The sequence below is a fragment of the Komagataeibacter swingsii genome (assembly GCF_003207895.1).
GTDB classification, from domain to species: domain Bacteria; phylum Pseudomonadota; class Alphaproteobacteria; order Acetobacterales; family Acetobacteraceae; genus Komagataeibacter; species Komagataeibacter swingsii.
This window is the reverse complement of sequence record NZ_NKUB01000026.1, coordinates 1-25,714: the sequence shown is the minus strand read 5'-3', so window position 1 is coordinate 25,714 and position 25,714 is coordinate 1. Positions and strand designations below refer to the sequence as shown.

The 25,714-nt window shown below is 58.3% G+C and carries 24 protein-coding genes and 2 pseudogenes; 9 read left to right on the top strand and 17 right to left on the bottom strand.

All coding sequences use genetic code 11. The annotated features are described in order from the left end of the window. Positions 1 to 379 precede the first annotated feature (379 nt). The 3 genes from CFR76_RS14155 to CFR76_RS14145 all read right to left on the bottom strand — a co-directional run bounded on the left by CFR76_RS14155 (position 380) and on the right by CFR76_RS14145 (position 3,884). Positions 380 to 1,360 carry an IS110 family RNA-guided transposase gene (locus CFR76_RS14155; RefSeq protein ID WP_025440060.1) on the bottom strand — a complete coding sequence of 327 codons (981 nt, stop codon included), beginning with the start codon at positions 1,358 to 1,360 and terminating at the stop codon, positions 380 to 382. 213 nt (positions 1,361 to 1,573) lie between these two features. Beyond that, complete coding sequence (locus CFR76_RS14150; RefSeq protein ID WP_025440061.1) at positions 1,574 to 2,404, bottom strand: IS5 family transposase; 831 nt, start codon at positions 2,402 to 2,404, stop codon at positions 1,574 to 1,576. Positions 2,405 to 2,912: 508 nt separating this feature from the next. After that, positions 2,913 to 3,884, bottom strand: a complete 972-nt coding sequence (locus CFR76_RS14145; protein WP_095666499.1) for an IS1595 family transposase — start codon at positions 3,882 to 3,884, stop codon at positions 2,913 to 2,915. 73 nt (positions 3,885 to 3,957) lie between these two features. Here CFR76_RS14145 and CFR76_RS18825 point away from each other — a divergent pair, with 73 nt between their 5' ends. After that, on the top strand, positions 3,958 to 4,281 hold the full coding sequence (locus CFR76_RS18825) for a DUF892 family protein (protein WP_110557590.1): 324 nt from the start codon (positions 3,958 to 3,960) through the stop codon (positions 4,279 to 4,281). Here CFR76_RS18825 and CFR76_RS14135 read toward each other — a convergent pair. Next, positions 4,210 to 4,766 (bottom strand): annotated as a pseudogene (locus CFR76_RS14135) (transposase). The gene CFR76_RS18825 and the pseudogene CFR76_RS14135 sit on opposite strands and share 72 nt — an antisense overlap. Between CFR76_RS14135 and CFR76_RS14130 the strand changes: the two are divergent. Continuing rightward, complete coding sequence (locus tag CFR76_RS14130) at positions 4,731 to 5,093, top strand: DUF892 family protein (protein WP_110557589.1); 363 nt, start codon at positions 4,731 to 4,733, stop codon at positions 5,091 to 5,093. The pseudogene CFR76_RS14135 and the gene CFR76_RS14130 overlap by 36 nt on opposite strands. A gap of 440 nt (positions 5,094 to 5,533) precedes the next feature. Here CFR76_RS14130 and CFR76_RS14125 read toward each other — a convergent pair whose 3' ends face one another. From CFR76_RS14125 to CFR76_RS14100, 6 genes are all read right to left on the bottom strand, one after another. Continuing rightward, positions 5,534 to 7,183, bottom strand: a complete 1,650-nt coding sequence (locus CFR76_RS14125; protein WP_025440063.1) for a GMC family oxidoreductase — start codon at positions 7,181 to 7,183, stop codon at positions 5,534 to 5,536. Continuing rightward, a complete protein-coding gene (locus CFR76_RS14120) occupies positions 7,173 to 7,820 on the bottom strand; it encodes a gluconate 2-dehydrogenase subunit 3 family protein (protein ID WP_025440064.1) in 648 nt (215 codons plus the stop codon). Before CFR76_RS14120 ends, CFR76_RS14125 begins: the two co-directional genes overlap by 11 nt. Beyond that, a complete protein-coding gene (locus tag CFR76_RS14115; RefSeq protein WP_025440065.1) occupies positions 7,813 to 8,787 on the bottom strand; it encodes a hypothetical protein in 975 nt (324 codons plus the stop codon). Before CFR76_RS14115 ends, CFR76_RS14120 begins: the two co-directional genes overlap by 8 nt. A 15-nt stretch (positions 8,788 to 8,802) precedes the next feature. Continuing rightward, complete coding sequence (locus CFR76_RS14110) at positions 8,803 to 9,906, bottom strand: enolase C-terminal domain-like protein (protein WP_025440066.1); 1,104 nt, start codon at positions 9,904 to 9,906, stop codon at positions 8,803 to 8,805. Further along, positions 9,903 to 11,690 carry a thiamine pyrophosphate-requiring protein gene (locus tag CFR76_RS14105; RefSeq protein WP_025440067.1) on the bottom strand — a complete coding sequence of 596 codons (1,788 nt, stop codon included), beginning with the start codon at positions 11,688 to 11,690 and terminating at the stop codon, positions 9,903 to 9,905. The genes CFR76_RS14110 and CFR76_RS14105 overlap by 4 nt, the downstream gene beginning before the upstream one ends. A 431-nt stretch (positions 11,691 to 12,121) precedes the next feature. Further along, positions 12,122 to 12,331 (bottom strand): hypothetical protein, encoded by a 210-nt coding sequence (locus CFR76_RS14100; RefSeq protein ID WP_081749550.1) that lies wholly within the window; start codon positions 12,329 to 12,331, stop codon positions 12,122 to 12,124. A 535-nt stretch (positions 12,332 to 12,866) separates the two neighbouring features. Between CFR76_RS14100 and CFR76_RS14095 the strand changes: the two genes are divergently transcribed. From CFR76_RS14095 to CFR76_RS14075, 5 genes are read left to right on the top strand one after another with little or no spacing between them, the layout of a single operon-like run. Then, on the top strand, positions 12,867 to 13,373 hold the full coding sequence (locus CFR76_RS14095) for a (2Fe-2S)-binding protein (RefSeq protein WP_025440069.1): 507 nt from the start codon (positions 12,867 to 12,869) through the stop codon (positions 13,371 to 13,373). Beyond that, positions 13,370 to 14,377 (top strand): FAD binding domain-containing protein, encoded by a 1,008-nt coding sequence (locus CFR76_RS14090; protein ID WP_025440070.1) that lies wholly within the window; start codon positions 13,370 to 13,372, stop codon positions 14,375 to 14,377. Before CFR76_RS14095 ends, CFR76_RS14090 begins: the two co-directional genes overlap by 4 nt. 13 nt (positions 14,378 to 14,390) lie before the next feature. After that, the gene (locus CFR76_RS14085; RefSeq protein ID WP_025440071.1) at positions 14,391 to 16,625 is read left to right on the top strand and encodes a xanthine dehydrogenase family protein molybdopterin-binding subunit; all 2,235 of its coding nucleotides are present in this window, start codon (positions 14,391 to 14,393) and stop codon (positions 16,623 to 16,625) included. Positions 16,626 to 16,655: 30 nt separating this feature from the next. After that, entirely contained in the window at positions 16,656 to 17,267 is a 612-nt protein-coding gene (locus CFR76_RS14080) for a cysteine hydrolase family protein (protein ID WP_039736186.1), read from the top strand. A 14-nt stretch (positions 17,268 to 17,281) separates the two neighbouring features. Next, positions 17,282 to 17,839 carry a hypothetical protein gene (locus CFR76_RS14075; protein ID WP_025440073.1) on the top strand — a complete coding sequence of 186 codons (558 nt, stop codon included), beginning with the start codon at positions 17,282 to 17,284 and terminating at the stop codon, positions 17,837 to 17,839. Here CFR76_RS14075 and CFR76_RS14070 read toward each other — a convergent pair. From CFR76_RS14070 to CFR76_RS14045, 6 genes are all read right to left on the bottom strand, one after another. Beyond that, positions 17,826 to 18,539: an MgtC/SapB family protein gene (locus tag CFR76_RS14070; RefSeq protein WP_025440074.1), complete on the bottom strand. Its 714-nt coding sequence runs from the start codon at positions 18,537 to 18,539 to the stop codon at positions 17,826 to 17,828. The two genes, CFR76_RS14075 and CFR76_RS14070, sit on opposite strands and share 14 nt — an antisense overlap. Positions 18,540 to 18,813: 274 nt before the next feature. Beyond that, positions 18,814 to 19,197, bottom strand: a complete 384-nt coding sequence (locus CFR76_RS14065; protein WP_025440075.1) for a type II toxin-antitoxin system VapC family toxin — start codon at positions 19,195 to 19,197, stop codon at positions 18,814 to 18,816. Further along, entirely contained in the window at positions 19,194 to 19,532 is a 339-nt protein-coding gene (locus CFR76_RS14060; protein ID WP_025440076.1) for a type II toxin-antitoxin system Phd/YefM family antitoxin, read from the bottom strand. Before CFR76_RS14060 ends, CFR76_RS14065 begins: the two co-directional genes overlap by 4 nt. 120 nt (positions 19,533 to 19,652) lie before the next feature. After that, positions 19,653 to 20,723: an NAD(P)H-dependent flavin oxidoreductase gene (locus tag CFR76_RS14055; protein WP_235721266.1), complete on the bottom strand. Its 1,071-nt coding sequence runs from the start codon at positions 20,721 to 20,723 to the stop codon at positions 19,653 to 19,655. Positions 20,724 to 21,005: 282 nt separating this feature from the next. Beyond that, on the bottom strand, positions 21,006 to 22,121 hold the full coding sequence (locus CFR76_RS14050; protein ID WP_025440078.1) for a metallophosphoesterase: 1,116 nt from the start codon (positions 22,119 to 22,121) through the stop codon (positions 21,006 to 21,008). A 130-nt stretch (positions 22,122 to 22,251) separates the two neighbouring features. Beyond that, the gene (locus CFR76_RS14045) at positions 22,252 to 23,232 is read right to left on the bottom strand and encodes an SDR family NAD(P)-dependent oxidoreductase (RefSeq protein ID WP_025440079.1); all 981 of its coding nucleotides are present in this window, start codon (positions 23,230 to 23,232) and stop codon (positions 22,252 to 22,254) included. 120 nt (positions 23,233 to 23,352) lie between these two features. Here CFR76_RS14045 and CFR76_RS14040 point away from each other — a divergent pair, with 120 nt between their 5' ends. Beyond that, positions 23,353 to 23,934, top strand: coding sequence for a TetR/AcrR family transcriptional regulator (locus CFR76_RS14040; RefSeq protein WP_025440080.1), 582 nt, complete (start codon positions 23,353 to 23,355; stop codon positions 23,932 to 23,934). 274 nt (positions 23,935 to 24,208) lie between these two features. Next, the gene (locus tag CFR76_RS14035) at positions 24,209 to 25,324 is read left to right on the top strand and encodes an FAD-dependent oxidoreductase (protein ID WP_025440081.1); all 1,116 of its coding nucleotides are present in this window, start codon (positions 24,209 to 24,211) and stop codon (positions 25,322 to 25,324) included. A gap of 79 nt (positions 25,325 to 25,403) precedes the next feature. On the opposite strand, the pseudogene CFR76_RS18500 reads toward CFR76_RS14035, so the two are convergent. Next, positions 25,404 to 25,508, bottom strand: a pseudogene (locus tag CFR76_RS18500) (ChaB family protein); the annotation flags it as partial. Positions 25,509 to 25,714: the final 206 nt, after the last annotated feature.

The following is a 25,714-nucleotide window of genomic DNA, read 5'->3' as shown; positions in this document are numbered from 1 at the left end:
TCCGGCAGAATGCACTGACCAGCGTGATGGGAAGACTGTAATTCAGGAACAGTTCAGGCGATACCGTTGGATGACATGTGCCATCGAGCACGTTTTCAAGATTGGTGCCTGACACGCAAGCGCACACCCATAATGGCCAGCGAAAAACGTCGCACAAACAGGCCGGACATAAGGGCGCACCTGACCGGATCCCCGCATCCTGCTGGACCGAATTTCGGTGACTGCGCCAATTATACTCTTGCCAAGACACATAATCTTCCCCTTCTCTTCAAGAGAAAAGACTTCCCACAAACCGATATCGCAGCTCTCAACTGGTATACTATTGCTCATACTGTATCATATCATGGGTCTGGCGTCCCCCTGAGAGTATCCGTTGTGGTCAAGCGGCTTTTGGCGTCCAAAGCCGATCTTTGTGAAGCAGGGCGTTTGCGAGGACAACGAGCTTTCGCATGATTGCGGTAATGGCGATCTTGGCGTGTTTTCCCTTTGCGATAAGGCGGTCGTAAACACGCTTGAGGTCTGGGTTGAACCGCATGGCGACGATGGCCGGCATGTAGAGCGCTTGCCGCACGGTGGCACGACCACCCTGGATGAAGCTGCGGCCTCGCCATGTGTCGGACTGGCGCGTGATGGGTGCCAGCCCGGCCAGTGAGGCTGCCTGACCTTCTTCCATCATGCCGAGTTCGGGCATGTCGGCCAGAAGCGCATGAGCCGTGACCGTTCCCAGTCCCGGAATACTGGCCAGCACGTCCCGGCGCCGGGACAGATGCGCATCTTCCGCCACGAGCGCGTCAGTCGCCGCATCGAGGGATGTGACCTGCGCCTCGATCTGCCGCAGGCGATGACGCGCGTGGCGCTGCAGCAAGCCGATCGTGAGGGTCTTGAGACGATTGAGCGTTGCCGTGCGGTCTCGCATCAAACTGCGGCGCGCGGCCACCAGTTCGGCCAGGCGGTTCTGTATATCCGTGCGGACTGGCCGCGTCACCGGATCCAGCAGGGCACCGTAGCGCGCCAGCATCAACGCATCGACGCGATCTGTCTTCGCGAGTTTGCCGGTGGCTTCGGCGAAACGCCGCGCCTGTCGTGGATTAACCTTGACCTGCGGGATACCAACGGCCGCCAGGCGTTCCTCCAGTGTGCGGTGATAGGGGCCGGTTGGCTCGAACACCACCCGGGCAACGGCTTTGATGTCGCCGATCCAGCGCAGAAGTGCGGTCTGGCCCTTGCGGGTGTTGGCGACACGGACGGTATCACCGCCGGGGTGACGGGCAGCGTCGAGATGATCCTTGGATACATCGATCCCGATTGTGATCGATGCGGGTGGCAATTCGGCCTTGGAAGCCGCAACTGGATGCGTCATCTTTTCCATGTCCTATGCTTGTCATCCGAGGCCGAACCTCGGGTATCCGTTCAGGGCACAAGGAAAAGAAGGGGTGGTCATACTCTCAAGACGACCCATTACGGTCTACCTGTTGCCGACCCGTCCCCTTCCTGATTTTTCCGGGGTGGCCACCCCGGAAAAATCAGTCCTTTGTCGCACGCAGCGACACGGAATGCATAAGACAAGCCTGAATCAGAAAGCGGTTTGATTGATTTTTCGCAGAAGTCTGCGGATATGGGCAATCATCAACCACGCGTGGGATGACGAGATTGTTGCCTCGACATCCTTCGTGAGGCGACGGCAACGTCCGAGCCATGCAAAGCTACGCTCCACGATCGAGCGTTTGGGCAGGACGACGAAGCCTTCGGCGCGATCGCTACGTTTGACGAACTCGATCGTCCATCGGCCGAGTTCAGCTGGCGCACCACGCAACTTCTCGCCAGCGTACCCGCCGTCACCGATCAGATGGCGAAACCAGGGGAACAATGAGCGTATCCTGGTCGCCACCAGCGGCGCGCCGTCACGATCCTGAACGTCGGCGGAATGCACGACAGCCGCCACGACATGACCCAGCGTGTCGGTCGCGATATGCCGCTTGCGTCCCCTGATCTTCTTGCCCGCGTCATAACCGCGTGGGCCGCCGTTTTCAGCGGTTTTAACCGATTGGCTGTCGATAATGCCCACCGAAGGCGTGACGTCTCGCCCGTCCTGCCCACGCGACAGGATCACGAGAATATGGTTCATGGCTTCCCATCGTCCCTCGCGGATCCAACGATAGAAATAGCCCTGTACGGTCGTGAAGGCCGGAAAGTGCCGGGGCAACTGCCGCCATTGGCAGCCGGTGGTGACGATATAGAGGATCGCCTCCATGACCCGGCGCAGATCCGTATGTCGTGGTCTCCCCAGTCGTTTCCTCTCGGGCATCAGCGGCGCAATCAGCGCCCATTCCGCATCGCACAGGTCGCTTGCATACTCCAAGTCGTCCCTTTGATACTGCGCGCGGGTGATTTCAGTCCAGGCCATCTTGATCTCATCAGGTTATCGCAAACCCATGAATCATAACCCGCTGAAATCACTCAACTCATTTTCGGTCAGACACTCAGACGTTTCTGTTCGATCGAGAGAAAGCCCAACAAATTATCGTCAAAATTCACAAGCACTTGAAGCGTTAATAGTATATTTCCATGAACTATCCCACGGACGACTGTTTATAAGTAGATGTCTTTGAATGCAGTTATCCTGTTCAGATCTTTATCGTGAGGAAAACATTAGATCTGCATTGGTCTGCTATAATGAGTAGGACAGAGAAAATGTTGCACGAGATTCCACATGATATAGTAGTTGGTTCCTTACTTGCTCTGTCTATACTGGCATTGGTAGTATTGTCTTTGATCTATGCGTTTTGGGTTCAAGATTAATATATGTTAATATGGACGTAAAATAAACACTACACCTCCGCGCAGTTTAAATAACATAAGTAGGAACGATACAGTGCCGATAGAAAACCAGAGGCATAATCTCTTCCCGCTTATCAACCAAGCAGCACGGGAATTTCGGCATATGCGCGTCGGCGCGTGAGGATTGAAGACGTCGCGACGGCGCGGCATGCGGCCGGGATCATGCCGAACATGTTGTGTCTTCGATTGGTGGTCCAGCAGAAGGCGCCGAGATAATCGGATGTGTGCTGCGGGGCGATGGCCTTGTGCGTTGCCTTGAGGGCCGTGCTCAGATTGGCGATGGCGGTGTTGAGGCCGTGGAAGGGTGCGGTGCGCTGTCGGGAGGGGCGTTTGCTGCCGCTGACAGTGACCACATGGGATCTGGCGGGTGTGCCGAAGGCCAGAAAAGCCTTCAGGCCGTCGGTATGAACCCTGACGGCTGGCATGAGGCAGGTATCGGCGAATGCCCGCACCGCCCTGCTGGTGAAGCCGACCACCGTCCGCATGGCGACATGGCCCATACGGCCGCCCTCATACCGCTCGGTCGCGGCGATCATCCTGGTCTTGCCTCCCGGACCCGAGCCCTGGTTTCGCTCGCCACCCAGATAGACATCGTCTGCCTCGACCACGACGGGGGCACCATCCGGACCTGAACCACCGAGAAGATAACGGGCTTCACGTTCGGTCATGGCGCGGCGCAGGCGTTTGGCGAGATACCACGCCGTCGGATAGCTCACGCCCAGCCGACGGCCCAGTTCGATGGCCGAGACACCCTGTTTGGTACTGGTCATGATGTGCATGGCCCGGAACCAGATCGTGAGCGGAAGTTTCGTGCCACTCATCACCGTGCCGGCCGTGACCGACCAGCGGCGATTGCAGCGTGTGCAGCCTACCCGGCGACCACAAAGATAATTCCGATCGTGGCCACAGGACGGGCAGGCCATCCCGACCTCCCGACGCGCCACCATCAACGCCTTGATACAGGCCTCTTCCGTGCTGTAGAGACGCTCGAACTCAAGGTCTGTCAGACCTTTCATGACATTCAACATCACCAGAACTCCAGACACACAAGTTCATATGGGATGTTAAAACACGCCCTGTAAGGGCGTGCCGTTTTGTTGATAAGCGGGTAATCTCTTTATCCGCAGTTTGCAAAATCAGCATGCAATCGAAAAGAAATCTATTCAATTCTTGGAACAACAGATTATACGACTGGGAGATTACCTTGAATTTTCAAAGAGAATAAGGACCCATGTTAGTGAGTCAAAAGCCCAGATCCAACGTCTGGAATGCGTCCTAAGAGCCTATAAAAGCGACTATTATTCGGAAAAAAATGCAACATACGCATTCATGGGTAATCTTACTGCTCTGAGAGCCCGATCCGAAAGTTTTTCAAGCTTGACAATGCCTTGCTGTCCGTCGTGTGAGCATGCGGATCGAGGCGATCAATGTCCATGCGGTTGAGGACGCAATGGATTGTTCCCAATCTTTGGCGAGCCGCCTGCACCGTCCCAGCCAGGCGAATGTCCGTTCAACCACCCAGCGGCGCGGCAGGATCTGAAAGCCTTTCACCGTATCGGACCGCCTGATGATTTCGACCGTCCATTTTCCCATGGAGGCGAGCGCGGATCGATCTCGCGCAGGCTCATGACCAGCACCGTATTCATGACCTCGAACAGCCCGGTATCACGCCAGGCGTAAAAATAGCGCCTGACGGTCGAGACCGGCGGAAAGCATTTCGGCAGCAGGCGCCACGCGCACCCGGCCGAGGCTATGTAGAGCATCGCGTTGACCACCTCGCGCATATCCGTCGTGCGAGGGCGACCGCCCCGTTTCGCAGGGGGCACAAATGGCACGATCAAAGCCCATTCCCCGTCCATCATATCCGATGGATATCGCAGTCCTTCCCGGCTATGTTCACGTCGGGCAATACCAGTCCATGTCACCATTCACTCCATCTCTTCGTAAAGACGGATGAATCACAACAGGCTGGTATTGTTCAAAAACTTTCGGATCAGGCTCTGAGTCACGTGATCATAGAAGAAGACGTCATTAAAAACTTCTTTGTAAACTTGGCTTTTGAGAATTTCGAAATCGCTACTTATCACGCTCTTCTCACCCTTGCAGATCTCTGTGGGGACCGTACAGCTCAACAGGCTCTAAAACTATCTCTGAATGAAGAAAAATCCATGGCTACATTTGTGGAAGAAAAAATTGATCCGACAATACGCACTTACATTGCGAAGCGTAAAAATGAAGAGCAGCCTTTACATTAAGTTTTCTCAAAAAAATTAATGAAAAAAGACGTTGGTGTATGCAGTTATTTTGTGTTGCCACGTTACCCATGATATTATCCGGCGATGTACGAGTTTTCTGTCGGGACCGACGAACAAGGAACGTCATGCCGCGTATAGGGTAACGTAGTGATCAGCCAATCTGCATCGTATCCCTTACAACGGGAAAGATCTTTAACACGACATTTCTAATAACTACTTTTTTATAATTACGAAAATTATAATAAGTCCTGATAAATTCAGGAAATAATAGATAAAATCGATTCTATTTATTAATATATAAAAATAATTACAAAAGTGATATGAAATATAATTGTATTATTATATAATGTAATACCTATGCCTCATTCATGCTGCGAGTCATCTATTTTCCATAGAGGTCGACAATATCCTGTTTGCGGCCCCACGACTATTACTACCCTTCACTTACGCATTTCCCCTGTCCGAGCCTGAACACAGATGCGATCAGCGGTCCGCAGTGCAAGAGCCGTAATTGTCAGTGACGGATTGACACCGCCCGTTGTCGGGAACACCGACCCGTCACAGATCCACAGATTGGGAATGTCCCAGCTTCGGCAATCCGCGTCGACCACGCTGGTTTCCCGATCGAACCCCATCCGTGCGGTGCCAGCCAGATGGTTGGTGTCATTCTCCTGCCGCCACAGGTCCCTTACCCCCACCAGTTCCAGGCTACGTTGCATTTCCCCCAGCGCGTGCTGGATCATGGCCTTGTCATTATCGTGCCAGGAATAGGTCACCCGCGCGATGGGCAGGCCATACCGGTCGGTCTCATCGGCCAGCGTGACCCGGTTATCTAAATGGGGCAGCATTTCGCCCACCATCTTCAGGCCGACCTGATGGTTGTAATCCCCCATCTTTTCACGTAGTGCCGCGCCCCATAGCCTGCGGGAAGTCGACATGGCAGCCGACCATTCAACCGGCAGCGGCCCCTGTGCCATCCAGCAGTAGCCGCCATGGAAATCCTTCCTGTCGTTATAGTTCCAGTGTTCGGTAATGGTCAGGGAGGGCGGTCCCTTGTTCCACCGCACCATGTCATCCATCACGCCGTAGACCGCCTGATTGGACTGCGTCATCAGGTAGCGCCCCACCAGGCCGGAACTGTTGGCCAGCCCGTTGCGGAACCGGTCGGTGGCGGAGTTGAGCAGCAGGCGCGGCGTCTCGATCGCATATCCTGCCACGATGACATTCCGGGCGGCCTGAAAGTGCCATGCGCCATTGCGATGATAATGTACGCCACAGGCCCGGCCCGCCGCATCGACCGCAATGCGCCCGACCATTGCCATATCGCGGATCTCCGCCCCCGCAGCAAGGGCACGCGGGATGTAGGTGACAAGCTGGCTCTGCTTGGCATTGGTCGCACAACCAACCCGGCAGAAGCCACGGTACACGCATGAAGGTGAATCCCCCCGGGGGGCCGAAACCGTTGCCAGCGGTGTTTCCGACCATTGATAGCCCATGGCCTCCGCCCCCCGTGCCAGCACCTCCGCCGCCCCATTGATCTCATGCGCCCGGTAGGGATAGCGCGGGCGTTTTGGTCCCCATGGGTAGGAAACCGGCCCGGCAATGGCCAGATCGCGCTCTGCCCGGGCGTAGTAATGCCACATCTCGCGCCAGTCGAGCGGCCAGTCAGCCCCATACCCCAGAAGGGTGCGTGACCTGAACCACTCCGGCCGGAAGCGGAGCGAGACCATGGCGTAATGCACGGTTGACCCACCAACCGCCCGCCCGCTGTTATTGGCTCCCATTTTTAGCGGATTGGCACCATCCACCAGCCGTTCATCCGTCCAGAACAGCTGACTCTGGCTGGTTTCATCGGATGCAAAATCCTCCAGCGGCCGGAAATAGGGTCCGGCATCGAAGCCGATGACCGAATACCCACGCTCCGCAAGGCGTGCGAGCAATGGCCCCCCACCTGCCCCCGTACCGATCACCACGAAGTCCACTGCTTCACGCTGCGGGTATTCGCGCATCGGTACCCAGCCGCCGGGATGAAAGACATCGGGTGCGCGGCCATGGGTGGCCCTTGGTGTGGTCAGGGGATTATCGTACACGCCTGTTCTCCCTGCCTACGCGCGCTTCCTCCCCGGGTCCGGCTTCTACCGGTTCCCACGGGTCACGGCGGTTATTGCGCATACGTACGTAGCCACGCGGACTGGCGGGACCGCCGAAACCGATTTCGTTCCAGCTTGTGGGATGGGCGTAATAGGCTGCGATGATGTCGCCCATTATGTGTTCGGAAAAGAATAGCGCCGCGTCCAGATCACCCCATGCCGGCGCATCAATCCGGCCGCTCTCCACGCGCCGTAGCAGGTCATCCTGTTGTGCAGTGGTCAGGTGATGGAAAGCCTTGCCGTGAAGCTGGTGGGCCTCGACCTCGAATGCCGCAAGCCCTATCTGCCATGCCGCGCGCTGCGGTGGCAGGGCAGCATTGCGGAACCCGTTGCGGGCATCAGCCTTCAGTTTCTGGTCGATATAGGCGGCCAGCGGCACGGGCGGGCGGTTTTTCGGCTGGGGAATGATGCGGTCACAGATCGCAACCAGCGTGTCCCACTCGATCCGTGAAAGAAAGCGCGGCTCACGCGGTACACCAAGGCGGGCATCCATGACCCTGCGGGTCGCCTCGTTCCACGATGGCGAATGCCGTTTGACCAGCACGTCATAACCGGGATATCGGTTGCGTTCAGTCATCGGGATGGTCCTCCAGCAGGCCAAGTGCCGCAAGCCCCGCAAGCGCCAGGCCGGTAAACGCCGGGGGGGCCGGAATGGGCGGTCCATTGAGAATATTCTGCTGCCAGTTGCGCCAGCCGCCCATGTCGCGCCCCACGCCAATGGCATGAAAGGCGGTACCGGACAGGCCGAGAATAGCCGTGGCACGAAGCCACCAGCGCGTGGCGCGCCGGGCAATGCCTGCCGGGCCAAGCGCGCTGCGCCCCAGAACAATAGCAGCGACAGGCGGCATGGTGACCGGCAGATACATGAACGGATCATGAAACCCGCCGCGAAAATGCAGCAGGGCTGCCTCGCCCACGGTCCCGGTTATGCCAAGGCCCGATACCACACCCACGACACGCCCGGCGGGCAGGCCCCATATCATGGGTACCTGTCCGGGCGGGGTTTCACGCACCCGTTCCGACAGGTAACCAAGCAGGCCGGAAAGCCCGATGGCCATGGGCGCGCCGAGGGGGGCACCATAAAACAGGTTCTGCCACGAAAAGCCGCCCGCCTTCCTGCGCACATTGAACAGGTGGAAACCGGTACCAACAAGACCGACAATGCTGATCAGCGCATAGACTGTATCGCGCACCACATGCGGTGTCTGGCGCTCATCCATCGTGCCATGCGCACTGACACCCAGCGCCATGGCGGCGGTCACCAGCGGCGTGTACATCGCCCTGTTTTGAAACTGCCCACGATAATGCTCCACCGTGCTGTCAAACAGGACAGAGGCCGCAAGGGTACCCGCCGCGCGGTTAAGGCGCCGCGCCGCACGATTGGCGGCAGCAGGATCAGGCACCGGTGCTTTTGCTGGTGAGCGCGTGGCAGGAGGCGGACGGGCATGTGAATGCAATGCCCCGAGCAGTGCCGCACCGGTCAGCGATCCAAGCAGTGTCAATGTGGTACGTGCCGCGCCACTCGGGCTGGTAGTATTGGCCATCTTCCCGCTCCCCTGTTAGTGGACCGCGAATGGCGCGGCATCAGCGTACCTGAATGTCAGGCCACAGCCGGGCTGCGTCAGATCCGGGGCAATCCGCCCATCGTGCGGGACCGGCGCGCCATCGAACAGGCGCTGTTCGATACGCACATGATCATGAAACCATTCCAGATGCCGCAGGTTACGCACGGCACATAAGGCATGAAGATGCAGCGCTGGCGCGCAATGGGCCGAAAACGGGATGTGAAAGGCATCGGCCAGATCGGCTATGCGCAGCAGCCCGCTCACGCCCCCGCAGCGTGTGATGTCTGCCTGCAGCACATCCACAGCATGGCATGCCAATAGCTGCCGGGCCATATCGACATTGTAGATGTATTCACCTGCCGCCAGTTCCATTGGGGCGGGCAGATGGGCGCGTATGGCGGTGAGGCCTTCAATGTCATCGGACGAGACAGGCTCCTCGAACCAGCATACCCCCCAGGCTTCCATGGCCCTGCGGCCAGATGCGATGGCCGCCTTGACATCCATGGCGCCATTGGCATCCATGAACAGCGCGGCATCACCGATTGCACACCGTGCGATTTCAAGCCGGTGCGGGTCACGGGCCGGGTCGGTACCAACCTTGATCTTGACGGCACGGCATCCAGCGTCGTGCACCCACCGATGGAGTTGCTGTGCAAGCTGCTGGTCCGAATAGGTGGTGAACCCGCCACTGCCGTAAATCTCGATATGATCGCGCCGTGCCCCCAGCAGGGTTACCAGCGGCAGGTCCAGCAATTTTGCCTTCAGGTCCCATACCGCCGTATCGACAGCCGAGATTGCATTGGCCGTCATGCCTGCACGCCCCATATTGCGCACGGCTGCCTGAAGGGTGTCCCACAGTTTTGTCGGGGCAAACGGGTCGCTCCCCACAATCCGGTGCTTCAGCGTGGCTTCTATCAGGCGCGCGACCGCGGCATCGGAATAGGTATAGCCAAGGCCGGTACAGCCCCCCGCCGTAACGTGCACGACAATGACTGTCGTGGCCGACCATGTCATTGTGCCGTCGGCTTCCGGACTGTCGGTTGGGAGTGTAAAGGCCTGCGCCGTGACGCCATCGATCTGTAAACCCGGGCGCCTCACGATTTTCCTGCAGGCAGGAAGGACGCCAGCATTTCCTTTGCCGAACCCAGTATGACACTGGCCCGCTCTGGTTCCGTGGGTAGCGATGACAGGAAGGCCTTGGCCTGCTGCAGGGTGATATGCGGCGGCAGGGGCGGCACGTTAGGGTCGGTGCGGGCTTCAAGGATAACAGGGCGGTCGGCGCTCAGTGCCTCTTCCCACGCCGTGGCGACATCATCGGGGTCGTCCACATAGATGCCCTTCAGCCCCAGCAGTTCGGCATACCGATGATAGGGAAAATCAGGGATGGACTGGGTTGATTCCGTCTTGCCTTTGCCAAGCTGGATGCGCTCCTCCCATGTCACCTGATTGAGGTCCTGGTTATTCAGCACCAGGACGATCAGCCGGGGATTGGACCATTGCTTCCAGTATTTGGAAATCGTGATCATGACATTCAGGCCGTTCATCTGCATGGCCCCATCGCCCATGCAGGCAATGACCGTGCGTTCGGGATAGGCCATCTTGCCTGCCATGGCGTAAGGCGTCCCTGCACCCAGCGATGCAAGGCCACCCGACAGCGATGCTTTCATGCCTCGCCGTATTTTCAGGTCGCGCGCATACCAGTTGGCAACGGAGCCGGAATCAGCGGTGATGATGGCGTTTTCGGGCAGACGTGGCGAAAGTTCCCAGAACACGCGCTGCGGATTGAGCGGCCGGGCGCTGGTCATGGCACGGGCTTCCAGCACTTTCCACCACTGGGCCACTTCTTTTTCAATATGGGCGCGCCATGAGCGGTCACTATTGTGATGAAGCAACGGGATCAGGGCGCGTAATGTCGCGGCGCTATCGCCCTGCAGGTTGACCTCCATCGGGTAACGCAGGGACAGGTTGGCGCCATTGATGTCGATCTGTACCCCGCGTGCGTGACCAGGTTTTGGCAGGAATTCGCTGTAAGGGAACGATGACCCCACCATAAGGAACGTGTCGCATTCCTTCATCAGATCCCATGACGGCTTCGTGCCCAGTAGCCCGATCGAACCGGTGACGAAGGGCAGTTCATCGGGAACGGCAGCTTTTCCCAGCAGCGCCTTGGCAATCCCTGCCCCAAGGATTTCCGCGATCTGGAGCAACTGGTCCGTTGCCTCCAGCGCACCTGCGCCAGCAAGGATCGCAACCTTTTTGCCTGCATTGAGTATTTCGGCCGCGGCGCGCAGGCCTGCCTCCTCGGGCACCTTGCTGCCGACTGTCGTGCCAATGCCCGTATGGGTCGCACCATGGGCCATTGGTGGGTCGGCATAGGGCAGTTCCTGCAGATCGTTGGGCACGATCACGACCGTGGGCGCGCGCTTGTCGCGTGCGATCCGCACGGCCCGGTCCAGCGCATGGCGCATCTGCGATGGTTCGGTCACGGTGACAATGTATTCGCACGCCACGTCCTTGCACAGCGACTGCAGGTCCACTTCCTGCTGGTAATTCGTGCCAATCGCCGTGCGGGCCTGCTGGCCCATGATCGCCACCACACCGACATGGTCCAGCTTGGCATCATACAGCCCGTTCAGCAGGTGAATGGCACCGGGACCGGACGTTGCGAAACACAGCCCCACCTGCCCGGTAAACTTGGCATGGGCTGTCGCCATGAACGCCGCCATTTCCTCATGTCGCACCTGAACGTATTCAACGTTGCCTGCATCCACTTCGCGTTGCAGGGCCACGTCTATTCCGCCTGCCCCATCGCCCGGATAACCGTAGGCGCGTCTGAGGCCCCATTCCTGAAGGCGCTTCCATAAGAATTCGCTGACATTCATTTCGGGGGTCTCCTGTCGGATTCATCTGGCCAACGCCGAAAATTCGAAGGGGTTGCCTCTTTTTTCCGTTGGGTATGACGTAACCAGTCGCACGCAGGATGCGTACGACACCTCCGTATGATCGTCTGCAGACAGAATAGTTTTGAAGAAATAATCAAGAGAATCGGTTGTTCATGCTGAATATGAACAATCGGTGCCTGTCATGAGCAGACATTATTTTGTGATCAGACCACTTGACGGCAAGTATGAATGGCATGAGACAATCAGAGACAGATCTCCGCCCTCCCCTCCTTTCCAACAGGAAAGATGTACCATCTCATAAAAAGATGCCGCTCGCCTGATCGGCGCGCGGTAGTCGATGTGTTGACCGGAGTATTCAGATTCCGGGGGACGGCAGCAGATCGCTGACGTCCCCGATATTCAACAGGATGTCAGGTGTTCTTGTGACTCTGCTGGCCTGCCTTGACATGCTGTTCATGCGTACCGCCGCGGGTGCCGGTGCTGTGGGTACCCTCGGTTTTCTCGCCTTGCGACGTGCCGGTGTTCTTGTGGCTCTGCTCGCCGGCCTTGACGTGCAGTTCATGGCTGCCGCCCTGATTTGCTATTTTTCCATTTCTTTTTTGCTGATAGGGAACGGTCACTTATTCTGACCGTCACATGACAAACCATCTGACCCGAATGCAGTTTCAAAGATTCAGAAAAAAGTCTATTTTTTGAAATAAAAAAACGGAACCGAATATATATAATATTCCTGTATTATTATAAAACTGATAATTAAAGTCGTTATTATTACAATACAGACTGATATAAAAGAGAACATCCATGCGCAATAAGTAAGATAACTTCTAACGGTTATCACCGGCATTTACCTGAATAATACAATACTATACCAGCGTTTTCCGGATAGGCCGCTCCAGATACGTTTTCAATATCATGTCCAAAAAATTTTTATACAACAGTTCCGGTATTTACCTGATGTATATTGATATGGGCTCATCCTCCCGACATCGAGAATAAAGAAGCATTGGCCATGGTGATGGCCGCCAGCCCGCCGCCACGCCAGTGAAGATTTCATGCATCCCTTTTCACGCATGAAGGCGCAACCGGCAGCCCCCTGATGCCTTAAACCCTGTAACTGACCCAGACAAAACCAGATATCCACCGGAGCGAGTTCCCATGACCCGTGAGTCTGTCGCCGTCCCGTGTCGCCTCCAGATCAATGGCCAGGACTACTCTGCCGATCTGCCGCCTTCCGTCACGTTACTCGACCTGCTGCGGGAGCGGCTTGACCTGACCGGCACGAAAAAAGGGTGCGATCATGGCCAATGTGGAGCCTGCACCGTGCTGGTGGATGGAAAGCGGGTCAAAAGCTGCCTTATCCTTGCCGTCTCAATCCCCGATTCCGTAGTCACGACCATTGAGGGGATCGCTCAGGATGGTCGGTTACACCCGATGCAGCAGGCCTTCATCGATGCGGATGCCTTCCAGTGCGGTTACTGCACGCCGGGGCAGATCATGTCGGCCATTGCCCTGCTTGAGGAAGGTCATATTCATTCCCGCGCGGAAATCCGCGAATTCATGAGCGGCAATCTGTGCCGCTGCGGCGCCTATAACGGGATCATCAATGCCATCGAACAGGTCGTGAGCCGGCAGCACCGCAACCAGGCGGGAGAGGCGGCATGAGAAGTTTTTCGTATTCCCGCCCCACCACTTTCGATGAAGCCTGCCGCAATGCCGAACATACGCGCTTCCTTGCAGGTGGGACGAACCTGATCGATCTCATGAAATCGGATGTCGAACGTCCGACCCATGTTATCGATATCGGATCCCTGCCGATGCGCGATATAGCAGACCGGCCCGATGGCGGCCTGCGCCTTGGCGCGCTGGTCACCAATGCCGATACGGCGGCCCATCCCCTTGTAATCGACAGGTATCCCCTGCTCGCCTCGGCCATTCTGGCGGGGGCCAGCCCGCAGATCCGCAATATGGCCACCAATGGCGGCAACCTGAACCAACGAACCCGCTGCCATTACTTTTATGACCCCGCCATGGCATGCAACAAGCGTTCGCCCGACACGGGATGCGCCGCACGTGGCGGCCGCAACCGGATCATGGCCGTGCTGGGTACCAGTGACGCCTGTATCGCCACCTTCCCGTCCGACATGTGCATAGCCCTCGCAGCACTCAACGCCACGGTCAACCTGCATGGACCGGATGGCGGGCGCACGGTTGGCGTGCGTGACTATCATCGCCTGCCCGGTGACATGCCATGGCGCGACAATATCCTGCAGCCAGGTGAAATCGTGACATCCATCGACCTGCCACCCGCACCGTTCGGGCCGCATCATACCTATCTCAAGATCCGTGACCGGCTGTCCTTTGCGTTTGCAATCGTCTCGGTGGCCGTGGGTCTGCATATGGAAGACGGCCGGATCGCGTGCGGCAGCATCGCGCTGGGTGGCGTGGGAACAAAACCATGGTGCGTGCCGGAAGCCGAGGCGCTGCTGGACGGCAGGCCGCCTTCGCATTCGCTGTTCCGCGATGTTGCCGAACGGCTTCTGCATGGGGCTGTGGCGGACCGTGACAACGCCGCCAAGATCAGGCTCGCCCCGCGCGTGATTGAACGCGCGCTGTGGCAGGCGGCAGCCGGCACGCCGCAATCCCAGACAGACAAGACCATTCGCTGAAGGATACGCAGCCATGAACGTCATATCCACGCATATCGGGCAACCTGTCTCCCGGATCGATGGTGTTGCGAAAGTAACCGGACAGGCGAAATATGCTGCCGAGCCCCACCCGCCGGGCATGCTGTATGGCGTCGTTGTCAACAGCCCCATTGCACACGGGCGGATTGAAACCATTCACGACACCGGGGCACGGCAGGTTCCCGGCGTGATCGAAATCATGACCCACCTCAACCGCCCCCATGCCGCATTGTTCGAAAAATCGTACATGGACGGCCTGGGCGTACCTGGTGCGCCCTACAGGCCGCTGCATGACGGTGAAATCCACTTCAACGGGCAACCCGTCGCCGTCGTCTTTGCCGAAACATTCGAGGCTGCGCGTGAAGCGGCCATGCTGGTCAGGGTCGATTATGAACGATGGCCGCACAATGCGAATTTCGAAGTTGCCCTGCACCAGAAATACATGCCATCGAAAACACGCAGCAATTACGTGCCGCCCAAACCCCGCGGCGACGCTGCCGCAGCCTATGCGCTGAGCGCGGTAAAAACCGAGGGTCGCTATCATCTGGCGCCCGAACACCACAACCCGATGGAAATGCACGCCACGACCGTCATCGTGGAAGATGACGGCACGTTCACGGTCTGGGACAAGACACAGGGCCCGCAGGCGGTGCAGGCCTATCTGGCAAGCGCCCTTTCCCTGTCAAAGGATCAGGTGCGTGTGCGCAATCCCTATGTAGGCGGCGCATTCGGTTCGGGCCTGCGGGCGGTGTACAATGTCTTCCTTGCCACGCTGGCCGCAAAAATGCTGAAACGGGCGGTGCGCGTGACCCTGACACGACCGCAGATGTTCACTCACGCCTTCCGCCCCGAAGCCGTCATGGACATCGCCCTTGGCGCCAGCCGGGACAGCACCCTGCAGTCCATGATTGTCAAAGGCGTGACCGATACGTCGCGCTTCGAGCACAATATGGAAAACATCGTCATCTGGGGACTGATCAATTACAGATGCCCGAACGCCACGGCTGATTACAAGGTCGCACCGCGTGACACCTATACGTCCAGCGACATGCGCGCACCGGGTGCGGCAACCGGCGTCAACCTGCTGGAAATGGCCATTGATGAGATGGCCTATGCCTGCGGCATGGACCCGCTGGCATTCCGTCTGCACAATTATTCCGATATTGACGCCATGCATGACATGCCCCTGACCAGCAAGGCGCTGCGAGACGCAATGGCCCAGGGCGCACAGCATTTCGGCTGGCATGACCGTTCCATGATCCCCGGCAGCATGCGTGATGGCAGGGAACTGGTCGGCTGGGGCATGGCGACGGGCATATGGGATGCCATGTTCTCCCCCACTTCCGCCCGTGCCCGGCTGGGTCAGGATGGACGGCTGCATATTGCCACGGCGGCTTCCGACATTGGCACCGGGACCTATACCATACTGGCGCAGACCGCGGCGGAGGCGTTCGGCATGCCGCTGGACCGGATCGATATCGAACTGGGGGATTCCGCCCTGCCCGAATGCCCGACGGAAGGCGGGTCATGGACGGCTGCCTCTGCCGGTGCGGCGGTCTGGCTTGCGTGCCACAGCCTGCGCACGAAACTGTTCGCGGCGCTGGCCAGATGCAAAAATGCGCCATCATGGGCACGACAGGACAGCGTGAAGCTGGAAGGCGGCGCATTGCATGGCATGAACGAAAATGCGCAGGACAGCCTGTCCCTGTCTGATGCCCTGTCGCTGACCGGGCAGGATGTTCTTGAAGCCGAGGAGACCGCGAAACCGGGACTAAGGGGAAAAATCAGCCAGATGCGCAAGGCCCGCTTCACCCATAGCGCGGTGTTCTGCGAGGTGCGCGTAGACCCGGAACTGGACACCGTGCGCGTGACCCGTCTGGTCAATGCCGTTGCCGCCGGGCGGATCATGAACCCGAAAACAGCCGCAAGCCAGATACGTGGCGCCATGGTGATGGCGACCGGCATGGCGTTACATGAGGAGTCCCTGATGGACGAGCGTGTCGGCCGGTTCATGAATCACAATTTTGCCGAGTATCATATTCCCGCCCATGCCGATATTCCGGACATGGACGTGCTGTTCGTGAATGAACACGATGATGAAGTCAGTCCCCTTGGCGTCAAGGGTATTGGGGAAATCGGCATGTGCGGGACGGCGGCCGCCATTGCCAACGCCATTTTCCATGCGACCGGCAGGCGGTACCGCAATCTGCCCATCATGCCGGGTGCCTGAACCTGCAAGGCGGATGAAGGAGACGTTGGGATGAGTCTGGAACGCTTTCTGCACGGTGGCCGCTGGCTTCACGTCTGTGTAGATATGCAGAACATGTTTCGTGAAAAAACACCGTGGCATGCGCCCTGGATGGCCCGCGTCTTGCCAAATGTGGTCTCCATTGCACGGCGGTATAGGGACAGGACCATTTTTACGCGCTTCATTCCCCCGCTGCGTGCTGATGAAGCGCCGGGGGCGTGGCGGGAATATTATGAGCACTGGCACCAGATGACGCGTGCTGAACTTGATCCCCGCATACTTGAACTTGTGCCGGAACTATCGGTGTTTTCGTCACCTGATACCGTATTTGACAAAAACAGTTATTCCGCGTGGCGCTCACCAGCGTTCCGGGAGCATATCAGGCGCCATGATCCGACGGCCATCATACTGACGGGTGGCGAGACGGATCTCTGCGTCCTGTTTACCGCGCTGGAAGCCATTGACCGGGGCTACAGGACCGTTGTCGTGTCAGATGCCGTTTACAGTTCGGTGGATGAGACCCATGATTCGACCATCGATTTCTATGCCAGAAGGTTTACCAACCAGCTTCTGATCGTATCAACGCAGGAACTTGACCGTACGACAGCCGGAAATGGTGGATAAGACGGACCGGCATCATGACATCCATAAACGTCGTGCTGATACGCCACGCGGAAAAACCGGATGGACGCCGTCATGAAACCGGAATTGATGGTTACGGGCGGGACGATCCCCATTCATTAAGTCGGCGCGGCTGGCAGCGGGCGAAGGAACTGCCCGTCTTTTTCACGGTTGTGGGGACCACATCTCCACTTCTGCCGATCCCTGATCGTATTTTTGCGTCCGCCTTCCGTCCCGGTGGCGGCCATAGCCGACGGCCCGAACAGACGGTCCAGCCCCTATCGGAAACGCTGCATTGCCCTGTCGACCTGCGCTGGTCGCTGCATCAGGAACGCGAACTGGGGGCCGTTCTGGCCAGTCTGGAGGGCACGTCACTGGTCTGCTGGCAGCATCAGGGCCTCGCGGCACTGGCAAAAGCCATCGTTGCGCCGCAGTCGCTGCCCGCGCTGCAGGAATGGCCCGCGGATTGTTATGATGGGATATGGTGGCTACATCGCGACAGTCCGGGCGAGTGGTGGCGCATGGCGTCGTATCGCATGATCGGAATTGAAGGATTTCTGGCTATAGTCCGATAAAACCGACCGGTTTCCATTGCACGGCCTGCACGCCGGGGTGCCGCGCCAGTTGCAATAGGAAGGCTGGGGGCCCCACATCACGCCGCCGTCCCCGCCATCGCAGATCGAAATGCATTTCCGCCTTTTCGCCCTGTTCGGAATAGGCGATGGACTGTCCGGCAATCTGGATGGACACGGCCATACACTGGCGCGCCAGATCGCAGATTGCCGGGTTCTGCGTATCCGCAATTACAACAAGTGCCGCACGGTGGTCCTCACGCAAGGCCCGTTCAGCGAAATTCAGTCCCCACAACACGGCAAAGCCGAGGACGGTGCCAGCAATACCCAGTCCCATCTGCCCACCACCAAAGCACAGGCCAAGGACCGTGACGATCCACAATGTCGCCGCCGTGGTCACGCCCAGGACCATATTTTCACGCCGCAGGATCGCACCCCCACCGATAAATCCCATGCCCGACAGAATACCAAGCGGAAGCCGCATCAGGTCGAGTGTCACGAATGAATCCGCAGCCTTACCCACCGTGCCCAGAAGCCAGTTCGTCTGTAGCATGGCCAGACATGCCGCCAGGCAGACCAGCGTGGTCGTGCGCAGACCGGCCGGACGTCCGTGCTCATCACGATTGAGGCCAAAGACCATCCCTGCCACCAGCGCTGCAACAAGCCGCAGCGTGATATCGCCCCAATCTAACGTTTCCGTCATTCTTGACATGGCTCCTGTCAGGAGAGGCACTTGAGCCCCGTTTGACATTCAAAGAAGAGTATTTAGTCACAGCATGATGTCTGTTAATATATAAATTGTGGCTTCTATCATGTCGACCTGCGGTTCATGATCCTTTGGGAAACGAGGCACTGGCACATTCAGTTGAATGTCCGTTCCACGCAAATCGACACGTTCTAGTCATGTCTGCAATGTGGATAGTCCTCCTGCTACAAATATGTCTGGGATGAGGCGTATTCTGACGGCAGTTTCTGCTTCACGAACAGCGTATTCGCTTGATGGGGTAATGATCCATTTGTCCGTCTTCCGAAAAGAATGTAGCGTGTTCAGCTTGCACCTGCGCCATCAGGAGATGGTCAAACGGATCACGATGATGCAGAGGCAAAGACATAAGGATTTGCAGATGTTCGGGCTGTATTTGCAGTAGAGAGAAACCTTCCTCAGGAATGGCTGCCAGAATGTCGTTCATATCCGCATCCAGTTTTCCAATACGGATTTTGATCGCAATCTCCCATAATGACACGATACTCACCAGAATATCATGAGCCGGATCTGCAATGATCTCTCGTGCGTTCTCACCCAGCCGGTCGGAGTCCGAAAGCCACCAGAGCAACGCATGCGTATCGAGCAGAACCTTCACAGGTCACGTTCCATGCTTTCAAGAATGTCCGATGGTGTCTCATCAAAATCTTCGCTCATTCTGATCCGCCCGCGCAATGCGCCTGGTTGACGACGGGGGCGATAGGAAGGAGCCGGCGGACGCAGTTCAGCGACAACCTGGTCGTGAGACGTCACGAGGATCGTGCTACCCTGTCTGACCTGACGCAGATAAGCTGTCAGGTTTCCCCGGAACTCCCGAACACCGATTTTCTGTGGGGATGGTGCGTTATCTGGAAAATGCTCGCTCATGGTCTCCTCCTTATGTGTCATCATAACATGTACACATGGGGAGGAGGTAGAGAATTCCTGAGGCATATTCGATTTCAGAGATCAGTGGCTTCCGACAGAGCCAGAGCGTCCTCGACATCCACCCCAAGATCTCGAACCGTACTATCCAGTTTTGAATGAAGTTGGCAACACCGGGCAGGTTGGCGATTATGTCTTTAAATAACGTGCCCTGTGCAGTTCTTCCTTCAGCTTGTCCATGAGCTGACCCACTGGCATAGCCCGAGCCAGTGGAGCCCCTTGTCCGGCCCAATAAGCACCAAAACCACTTTCACCACAGTTTCTGGCGGCCTTGTTGAGTGTTTTCCCCGCATCATAGGCAATGGGGTAATCGGGAACCGGTGGAATGCCGACACTGTCACTCAGGCTCGTAAACCGGTTTGAAAGACAGCGCGCAGGCCGTCCTGAAACGAGATCGGTCATGCGTGTATGAAACGCGGCTGGTCCCGCCAGAGCCTTTCGGTACGCTTCGTCCGCGTCCGTTTCCGGGCAGAGAATAAAGGCCGTGCCCATCTGTGCGGCGACGGCTCCCAGGGCAAGGGCAGCCGCCATGCCTGCTCCATCCATGATACCGCCAGCAGCAATCACCGGAATGCGGCATTTGCGCACAAGAAGGCGGGTCAGGGCGAATGTTCCCAAAGCATCGTCGTGACCCGCCGGATCGAAAATGCCACGATGGCCGCCTGCCTCGATCCCTTGCGCTACAATCGCATTCATCCCTGCGGTTTCGGCGGCGCGGGCTTCCTCCAGGCTGGTGACTGTTACCAGCAAAACAGCACCTGTCGCCTTCAGGGCCGAAATCTTCTCAGGCGAAGGAAGCCCGAAATGGAAACTGATGACCGGTGGCTTCATATGCACAAGCATGTCGAGCATGTCCGGATCATCATTGAAGCTTCGGTATATGGAATGCAGGCTGCCTGGCGGGACTGCATTGAACTCGGCAAACAGCGGTTTCAGCCATGTCAGCCAGGCCCTGTCACGGGCCTGGTCGATTTCCGGTGCCTTATGCGCGAACAGATTGACGTTGAAGGGGGCCGCCGTCTGCTCGCGTATCTGACAGATCATTTTATGCGCGACTGAAACACCAGCGGCCCCTACTCCGATTGAACCAAGTGCCCCGGCCTGGGATACAGCGGCGGCAAGGGCTGGAGTGGAGACACCTGTCATCGGTGCCTGTACCAATGGAATTGTCAGGCCGAGCTGTTCAGGCCAGTTCATCATCGTTTCCCATCGCGCAAACCGGTTTTTTTCTTGCCCTGATGGTAGTTCATCTCGTTGGATATGGCGTTCAAAACCATATCATCACGCTTTTTCCTCAGCGCGGTCTCATCCTCACGGGCGACGAAGTTATGGTCCAGCCGGTCATACTACGCGTATACGCGTTCACTGCGTAAAAAGAGGCGGCACCCTGCAGGACGGGACGGACAGGATCCATCACCCGAACGACACAGAAAAGCGCATTAGAATATTGAAATTTTCAAGTACAGGATAAAGTTCCTCCCCTCATCCCGCACGCAGAGTGAAACGGGTGATCTCGGATGGCCTGCCCAGCCGGAGCGCAAAGCCCGGCCACAGCCCGGTGCCATTGCTGACGTAAAGCGTCATGCCCCCCACATCATAGCGTCCGGAGACAAACCCGTTATTGCCGCGCGCAACGAGGCGGTCGAGGCCAACAATCATCCCGCCATGCGTATGCCCTGACAGTTGCAGGGCCACGCCGCTTACGACAGCTTCACGCGCGTCCCCGGGCTGGTGATCGAGCAGCACGACCGGGGCACCGGCAGGAATCCCTGCAAGGGCGGCAGCCAGATCGGGGGCAGCCTGCCCATGCGCGGGTGCTGACCGGTCGGTAACCCCGGCAATGACCAGTCCGGTCCCTCCCCTTGTAATGACCACATGGCGGTTCAGCAGCATGTGAAAGCCCAGTTCCGACAGGTGTTGCATCCAGTCGCCATAATCGAAGAAATATTCATGGTTTCCCGGGATCGCCAGCACACCATCCGGCGCATATAGCCCCGCAAGCGGTGCCACGTCAGCACGGCGCATGGCCACCGAGCCGTCAATGAAATCGCCCGTCACGACAATCATGTCCGCACCGGCCGCGTTGGTGCGCTCGACAACCGCCCTTGCCCATCGGGCGGGGAACAGCCGGCTGATATGCATGTCGGTCAATTGGACCAGCCGATAGCCGTCAAATGCTGGCGACAGGCCGGGAACGGTCACACTCACATCCCTGACCGGGGGCACCCGCAGCGCATTGGCAACGCCGATTGCAGAAAGCATCCCGGCAAGACCACCCACGGCCGCCCGCGCGGCGACCGGGATTCGCACCGGCTGCCACGTTACCAGCGCAACCAGCAGCGCACCAATATCAAGTGCAATCTGGAACAGCATGAGAAACGCGATCGCCCCGAATGCCCAGTTAAACAGGATAATGACAGGCCGGGGAAATTCCGGGGCAAAGATGGAACCCGAGGAAAGCCGGGACCAGTAGTGGTAAAGTGCGGCCACGACCACCAGTGCCGCAGCAACCCCTTTCAGCCCCAGCGGAAGCGGCAACGGCCAGAGCCAGTTCAGGATCACGACAAGAAGGGGCAGGCCGAAAACAACAAGGCGCATTCAATATCCTCGCACGGAAGCGCAGGGAGACATCTGTCATCCCCCTGCGCGCCCGGGTCATCCATATCAGTAAAATGTCAGTCGGGGTGTCAGGTCCGCCCATTATGCCACAAACAGGGCTACGGGTGACTCAGGAGAATTTCTCCCCGACCATGTCCTCGCTCTTTGTCCATAATGCTTCGGCATGCGCGGGATCAACCGCGTAGGCCCGCACGCCAGCACTGACCAGGCTGATCGGCTGGTCATCGGGCACGACCGGGCTTACGTGGCAGTCTTCGCAGTAATGGCCGCCGACGGCATCAGCCGCCCCCACCACGCCTGCCCAGACTGCCGTAGCCGCCCCCTGTGGAATGGTCTTGAACTGGAACGGCGGTTTGCCTTCAGCCGCAGCCTGTTCATTGATCCGCGTCACCATCGCCTCAATGCCGCCTGCTGGCATGTAACGCGTCAGTTCGGTCAGGATCCCACCCGGATGCACCGCTGTTGCGCGCACGCCGCGCGCACGGTGCCGTACGTCAAAGGCCACGGCAAACAGGATGTTGGCGGTCTTGGAACGCCCGTAGGCGATGAATGGTTCGTATGGCGTATGCTCGAAATTCGGGTCGTTCAGGTCAACGTCTGCAAAGCGATGCCCGGCCGAGGATACGTTGACCAGTCGGGCGCCGGTGCGCATCAGCCCCGCAATGCGGTTGACGAGGACGAAGTGTCCCAGATGGTTGGTGCCAAACTGCGTCTCGAACCCGTCCTTTGTATGGCCGAATGGCGTGGCCATCACGCCTGCATTGGCAATGACCAGATCGAAGGGCAGACCGACCGCGTTCAACTGATCGGCGCAGGCGCGGACACTGCCCAGATCCGCAAGGTCCAGGGCGACCAGTTCGAAGCTTCCGCCCCCACGCGCCGCATCCGCGCGGGCCTGCGTGGTGGCCTGTTCTGCTTTTTCCAGATTGCGTGCGGCACCCACCACATGGGCGCCATGTGCGGCAAGGGCGCGCGCAGTTTCAACGCCCAGACCAGCGGAAACGCCGGTTACAAGCACGCGTTTGCCCCTCAGCGATACGCCGGAGAGGACATCGTCCGTTGTCGAGCTTGCGCCAAAAATCTGTGTCATGGGGAAACTCCCTGAAAGGATGCATCCATTTTTTGCCGAAATGGCCTGCGGGATGTTATATGGAGCATGGCTCCGCTTGATATATGCGGAGGATTGCTCCGTTTAACAAGAGGGAAACCGGTGACCGACGAAAAAAAGCCACGCCGCCGCCCGCGCAGCGATGGGCAGCGCAACAGGGAAAACCTGCTGAACGTGGCCAAAGCCGCCTTTACGGCGGGGGAAACCGATATTCCGCTGGATGAGGTCGCCCGGCGTGCGGGCGTGGGGATCGGCACGCTTTACCGCCATTTTCCCAATCGCGATGCGCTGATCGAGGCGGTCTATCGCGCTGAACTCGACCGCCTTGCCGATGCGGCACCGGTCCTTGCAGCCCAGCATTCGCCCGTGGAGGCGCTGCGGGCGTGGATGCGGCTGTTTGTTGACTATATTGCCGCCAAGCTGGTGATCGCCCCCGCTCTCAACGGGCTGGCGGGCGGCACGGGCACGCTCTACGCCCAGTCCGGCATGGTCCTGCAGGGTGCGATCGAGAAGCTTGTGGCGGCTGCCGTTGCGAGTGGAGATTTCAACGCGGAAATCGAACCGGTTGACCTGCTTCGCGCCCTGGCGGGTGTTTCGAACTACGCCGCTGGCCCCGGCTGGGAGACCAGTGCGAAGCGCCTTGTCGATATTCTCATCGCCGGGTCACGGGCGTCGGCATCGTAATTGCGCGGGGCGCAGAAGCCAGCCTGACAGTTGTATCGGGTATATTCCTGAAAGGGCCCTCACCCGCGTGATGGATCTGTCTGAGCCGCCGTTCCTTGCAGACACGTCCGGTTTCCTGTAATGCCCGGCTTCCGCGAAAAACGACTGTCCGTGCCCACTTTCAGGCTCCAAGGCTGTCGCACATACGTCCTTCATGCCGTGGCATGATCGGCCAGCGTCTCCGAAAAACATAGCCCGCATTAGCCGATGCCGATGCGACACATGGAGCGCGATCATGCGACGGACCATTGCGATCATCGGGGCTGGCCTCGGTGGCCTGACCCTTGCCCGTATCCTGCACCTGCATGGGATCAAGGCCACGGTCTACGAGGCCGAGATATCACCCGCCGCCAGAAAACAGGGCGGCCTGTTTGATATCCACGAACATAACGGCCAGCGCGCGCTGAAGGCAGCTGGCCTGCATGACGCTTTCCGCCGCCTTGTCCGTCCCGGCGAGGATGCGAAGCGCGTTGTGGACAAGAACGGGACCATCCTGTTTGACCGGGCAGGACAGACCCGATCCCCGCGCCCCGAAGTTGACCGGGGCGAACTGCGCCGCATGCTGATCGCTTCCCTGCCTCCTGTCACGATCCGCTGGGGCCATAAGGTCATGTCTGTATCGTCAGTTGCCAATGGGCGACATGAGATCGTTTTTGCCAATAGCACCAGAACCACAGCGGATCTGCTTGTCGGTGCTGATGGTGCCTGGTCGAAAGTCCGGGCGCTTCTTACCCCTGCCCGGCCCGTTTATTCAGGCACCTGCTTTATCGAGATCGCATGTCCTGTGGCCGACGCGCATAGTGCGATAATCGGCACGGGCACCCTGATGGCGGTGGCGCCGGGCAAGGGCATCATCGTGCATCGCAATGCCGATGGAAGTGTGGCGGGATATGTGGCACTGAACCGGCCAGAAACATGGCTCAGCTCCATTGATTTTAGTAATATCCGCACGGGATTAAGTATTATCGCACGGCAGTTTGCGGGCTGGGCACCGCACCTGACACGCTTCATTACCGACAGTACTGCCGATCCAGCGATCCGCCTGATCCATACCCTGCCGCCCGGACTGCGGTGGCCGCACCGACCCGGCGTGACCCTGATCGGCGATGCCGCACATCTCATGTCTCCGTTCGCGGGTGAAGGGGCCAACCTTGCCCTGTATGACGGCGTGGAACTCGGCCAATCGCTCATCGCCCGCCCCGATGACATGAACGCGGCTGTGGCGGCCTATGAGACGGTGCTTTTTCCCCGAAGCCACGAAATGGCGCGCTGGTCCGCGCAGAATCTGGCCCTGTTTTTTGGACCGGATGCACCCGCCAGCGTGGTCGATCTGTTTGACCAGTTCGCGTGAATGATACGTTCCTCCTGAGGACAGGCAGATGCTTCTGAAACACTACAGATCCGGCGGGCATGACAACAGGTGATACCGGTCAGGCATCGTTCCGTGCAACCCAGACGTTACCATCCTTGACGTATTTACGCTTCACTGCCGCCCATGCGACGCGATTGGCAGCTTCCTCGGGGTCTTCACCTTTTGCGCCATATTCGGTCTGTCAATCGGCACTCAAAAATAACCCCTGATCGGCATGCAATATTAACCCCCTGTTGAAGGCCCGGCCTGTCTCCTTACGCCTACGGCTTCAGGAGACAGGCCGGGGCAGGTATGGATCTGGAGAGAGGTTCAGTTACGGTTCCTGAACCGCCAGCTTTCGTTCCCTGTCTCGATGATGTCGCAGTGATG

Excerpts from the sequence above, each read along its gene's own strand:
- CFR76_RS14155 (WP_025440060.1), bottom strand. The coding sequence starts at position 1,360 with ATGACGCATCCAGTTGCGGCTTCCAAGGCCGAATTGCCACCCGCATCG.
- CFR76_RS14150 (WP_025440061.1), bottom strand. The coding sequence starts at position 2,404 with ATGGCCTGGACTGAAATCACCCGCGCGCAGTATCAAAGGGACGACTTG.
- CFR76_RS14130 (WP_110557589.1), top strand. The coding sequence starts at position 4,731 with ATGTTCACGTCGGGCAATACCAGTCCATGTCACCATTCACTCCATCTC.
- CFR76_RS14120 (WP_025440064.1), bottom strand. The coding sequence starts at position 7,820 with ATGACTGAACGCAACCGATATCCCGGTTATGACGTGCTGGTCAAACGG.
- CFR76_RS14115 (WP_025440065.1), bottom strand. The coding sequence starts at position 8,787 with ATGGCCAATACTACCAGCCCGAGTGGCGCGGCACGTACCACATTGACA.
- CFR76_RS14105 (WP_025440067.1), bottom strand. The coding sequence starts at position 11,690 with ATGAATGTCAGCGAATTCTTATGGAAGCGCCTTCAGGAATGGGGCCTC.
- CFR76_RS14095 (WP_025440069.1), top strand. The coding sequence starts at position 12,867 with ATGACCCGTGAGTCTGTCGCCGTCCCGTGTCGCCTCCAGATCAATGGC.
- CFR76_RS14090 (WP_025440070.1), top strand. The coding sequence starts at position 13,370 with ATGAGAAGTTTTTCGTATTCCCGCCCCACCACTTTCGATGAAGCCTGC.
- CFR76_RS14085 (WP_025440071.1), top strand. The coding sequence starts at position 14,391 with ATGAACGTCATATCCACGCATATCGGGCAACCTGTCTCCCGGATCGAT.
- CFR76_RS14080 (WP_039736186.1), top strand. The coding sequence starts at position 16,656 with ATGAGTCTGGAACGCTTTCTGCACGGTGGCCGCTGGCTTCACGTCTGT.
- CFR76_RS14075 (WP_025440073.1), top strand. The coding sequence starts at position 17,282 with ATGACATCCATAAACGTCGTGCTGATACGCCACGCGGAAAAACCGGAT.
- CFR76_RS14070 (WP_025440074.1), bottom strand. The coding sequence starts at position 18,539 with ATGACGGAAACGTTAGATTGGGGCGATATCACGCTGCGGCTTGTTGCA.
- CFR76_RS14060 (WP_025440076.1), bottom strand. The coding sequence starts at position 19,532 with ATGCCTCAGGAATTCTCTACCTCCTCCCCATGTGTACATGTTATGATG.
- CFR76_RS14055 (WP_235721266.1), bottom strand. The coding sequence starts at position 20,723 with ATGATGAACTGGCCTGAACAGCTCGGCCTGACAATTCCATTGGTACAG.
- CFR76_RS14050 (WP_025440078.1), bottom strand. The coding sequence starts at position 22,121 with ATGCGCCTTGTTGTTTTCGGCCTGCCCCTTCTTGTCGTGATCCTGAAC.
- CFR76_RS14045 (WP_025440079.1), bottom strand. The coding sequence starts at position 23,232 with ATGACACAGATTTTTGGCGCAAGCTCGACAACGGACGATGTCCTCTCC.
- CFR76_RS14035 (WP_025440081.1), top strand. The coding sequence starts at position 24,209 with ATGCGACGGACCATTGCGATCATCGGGGCTGGCCTCGGTGGCCTGACC.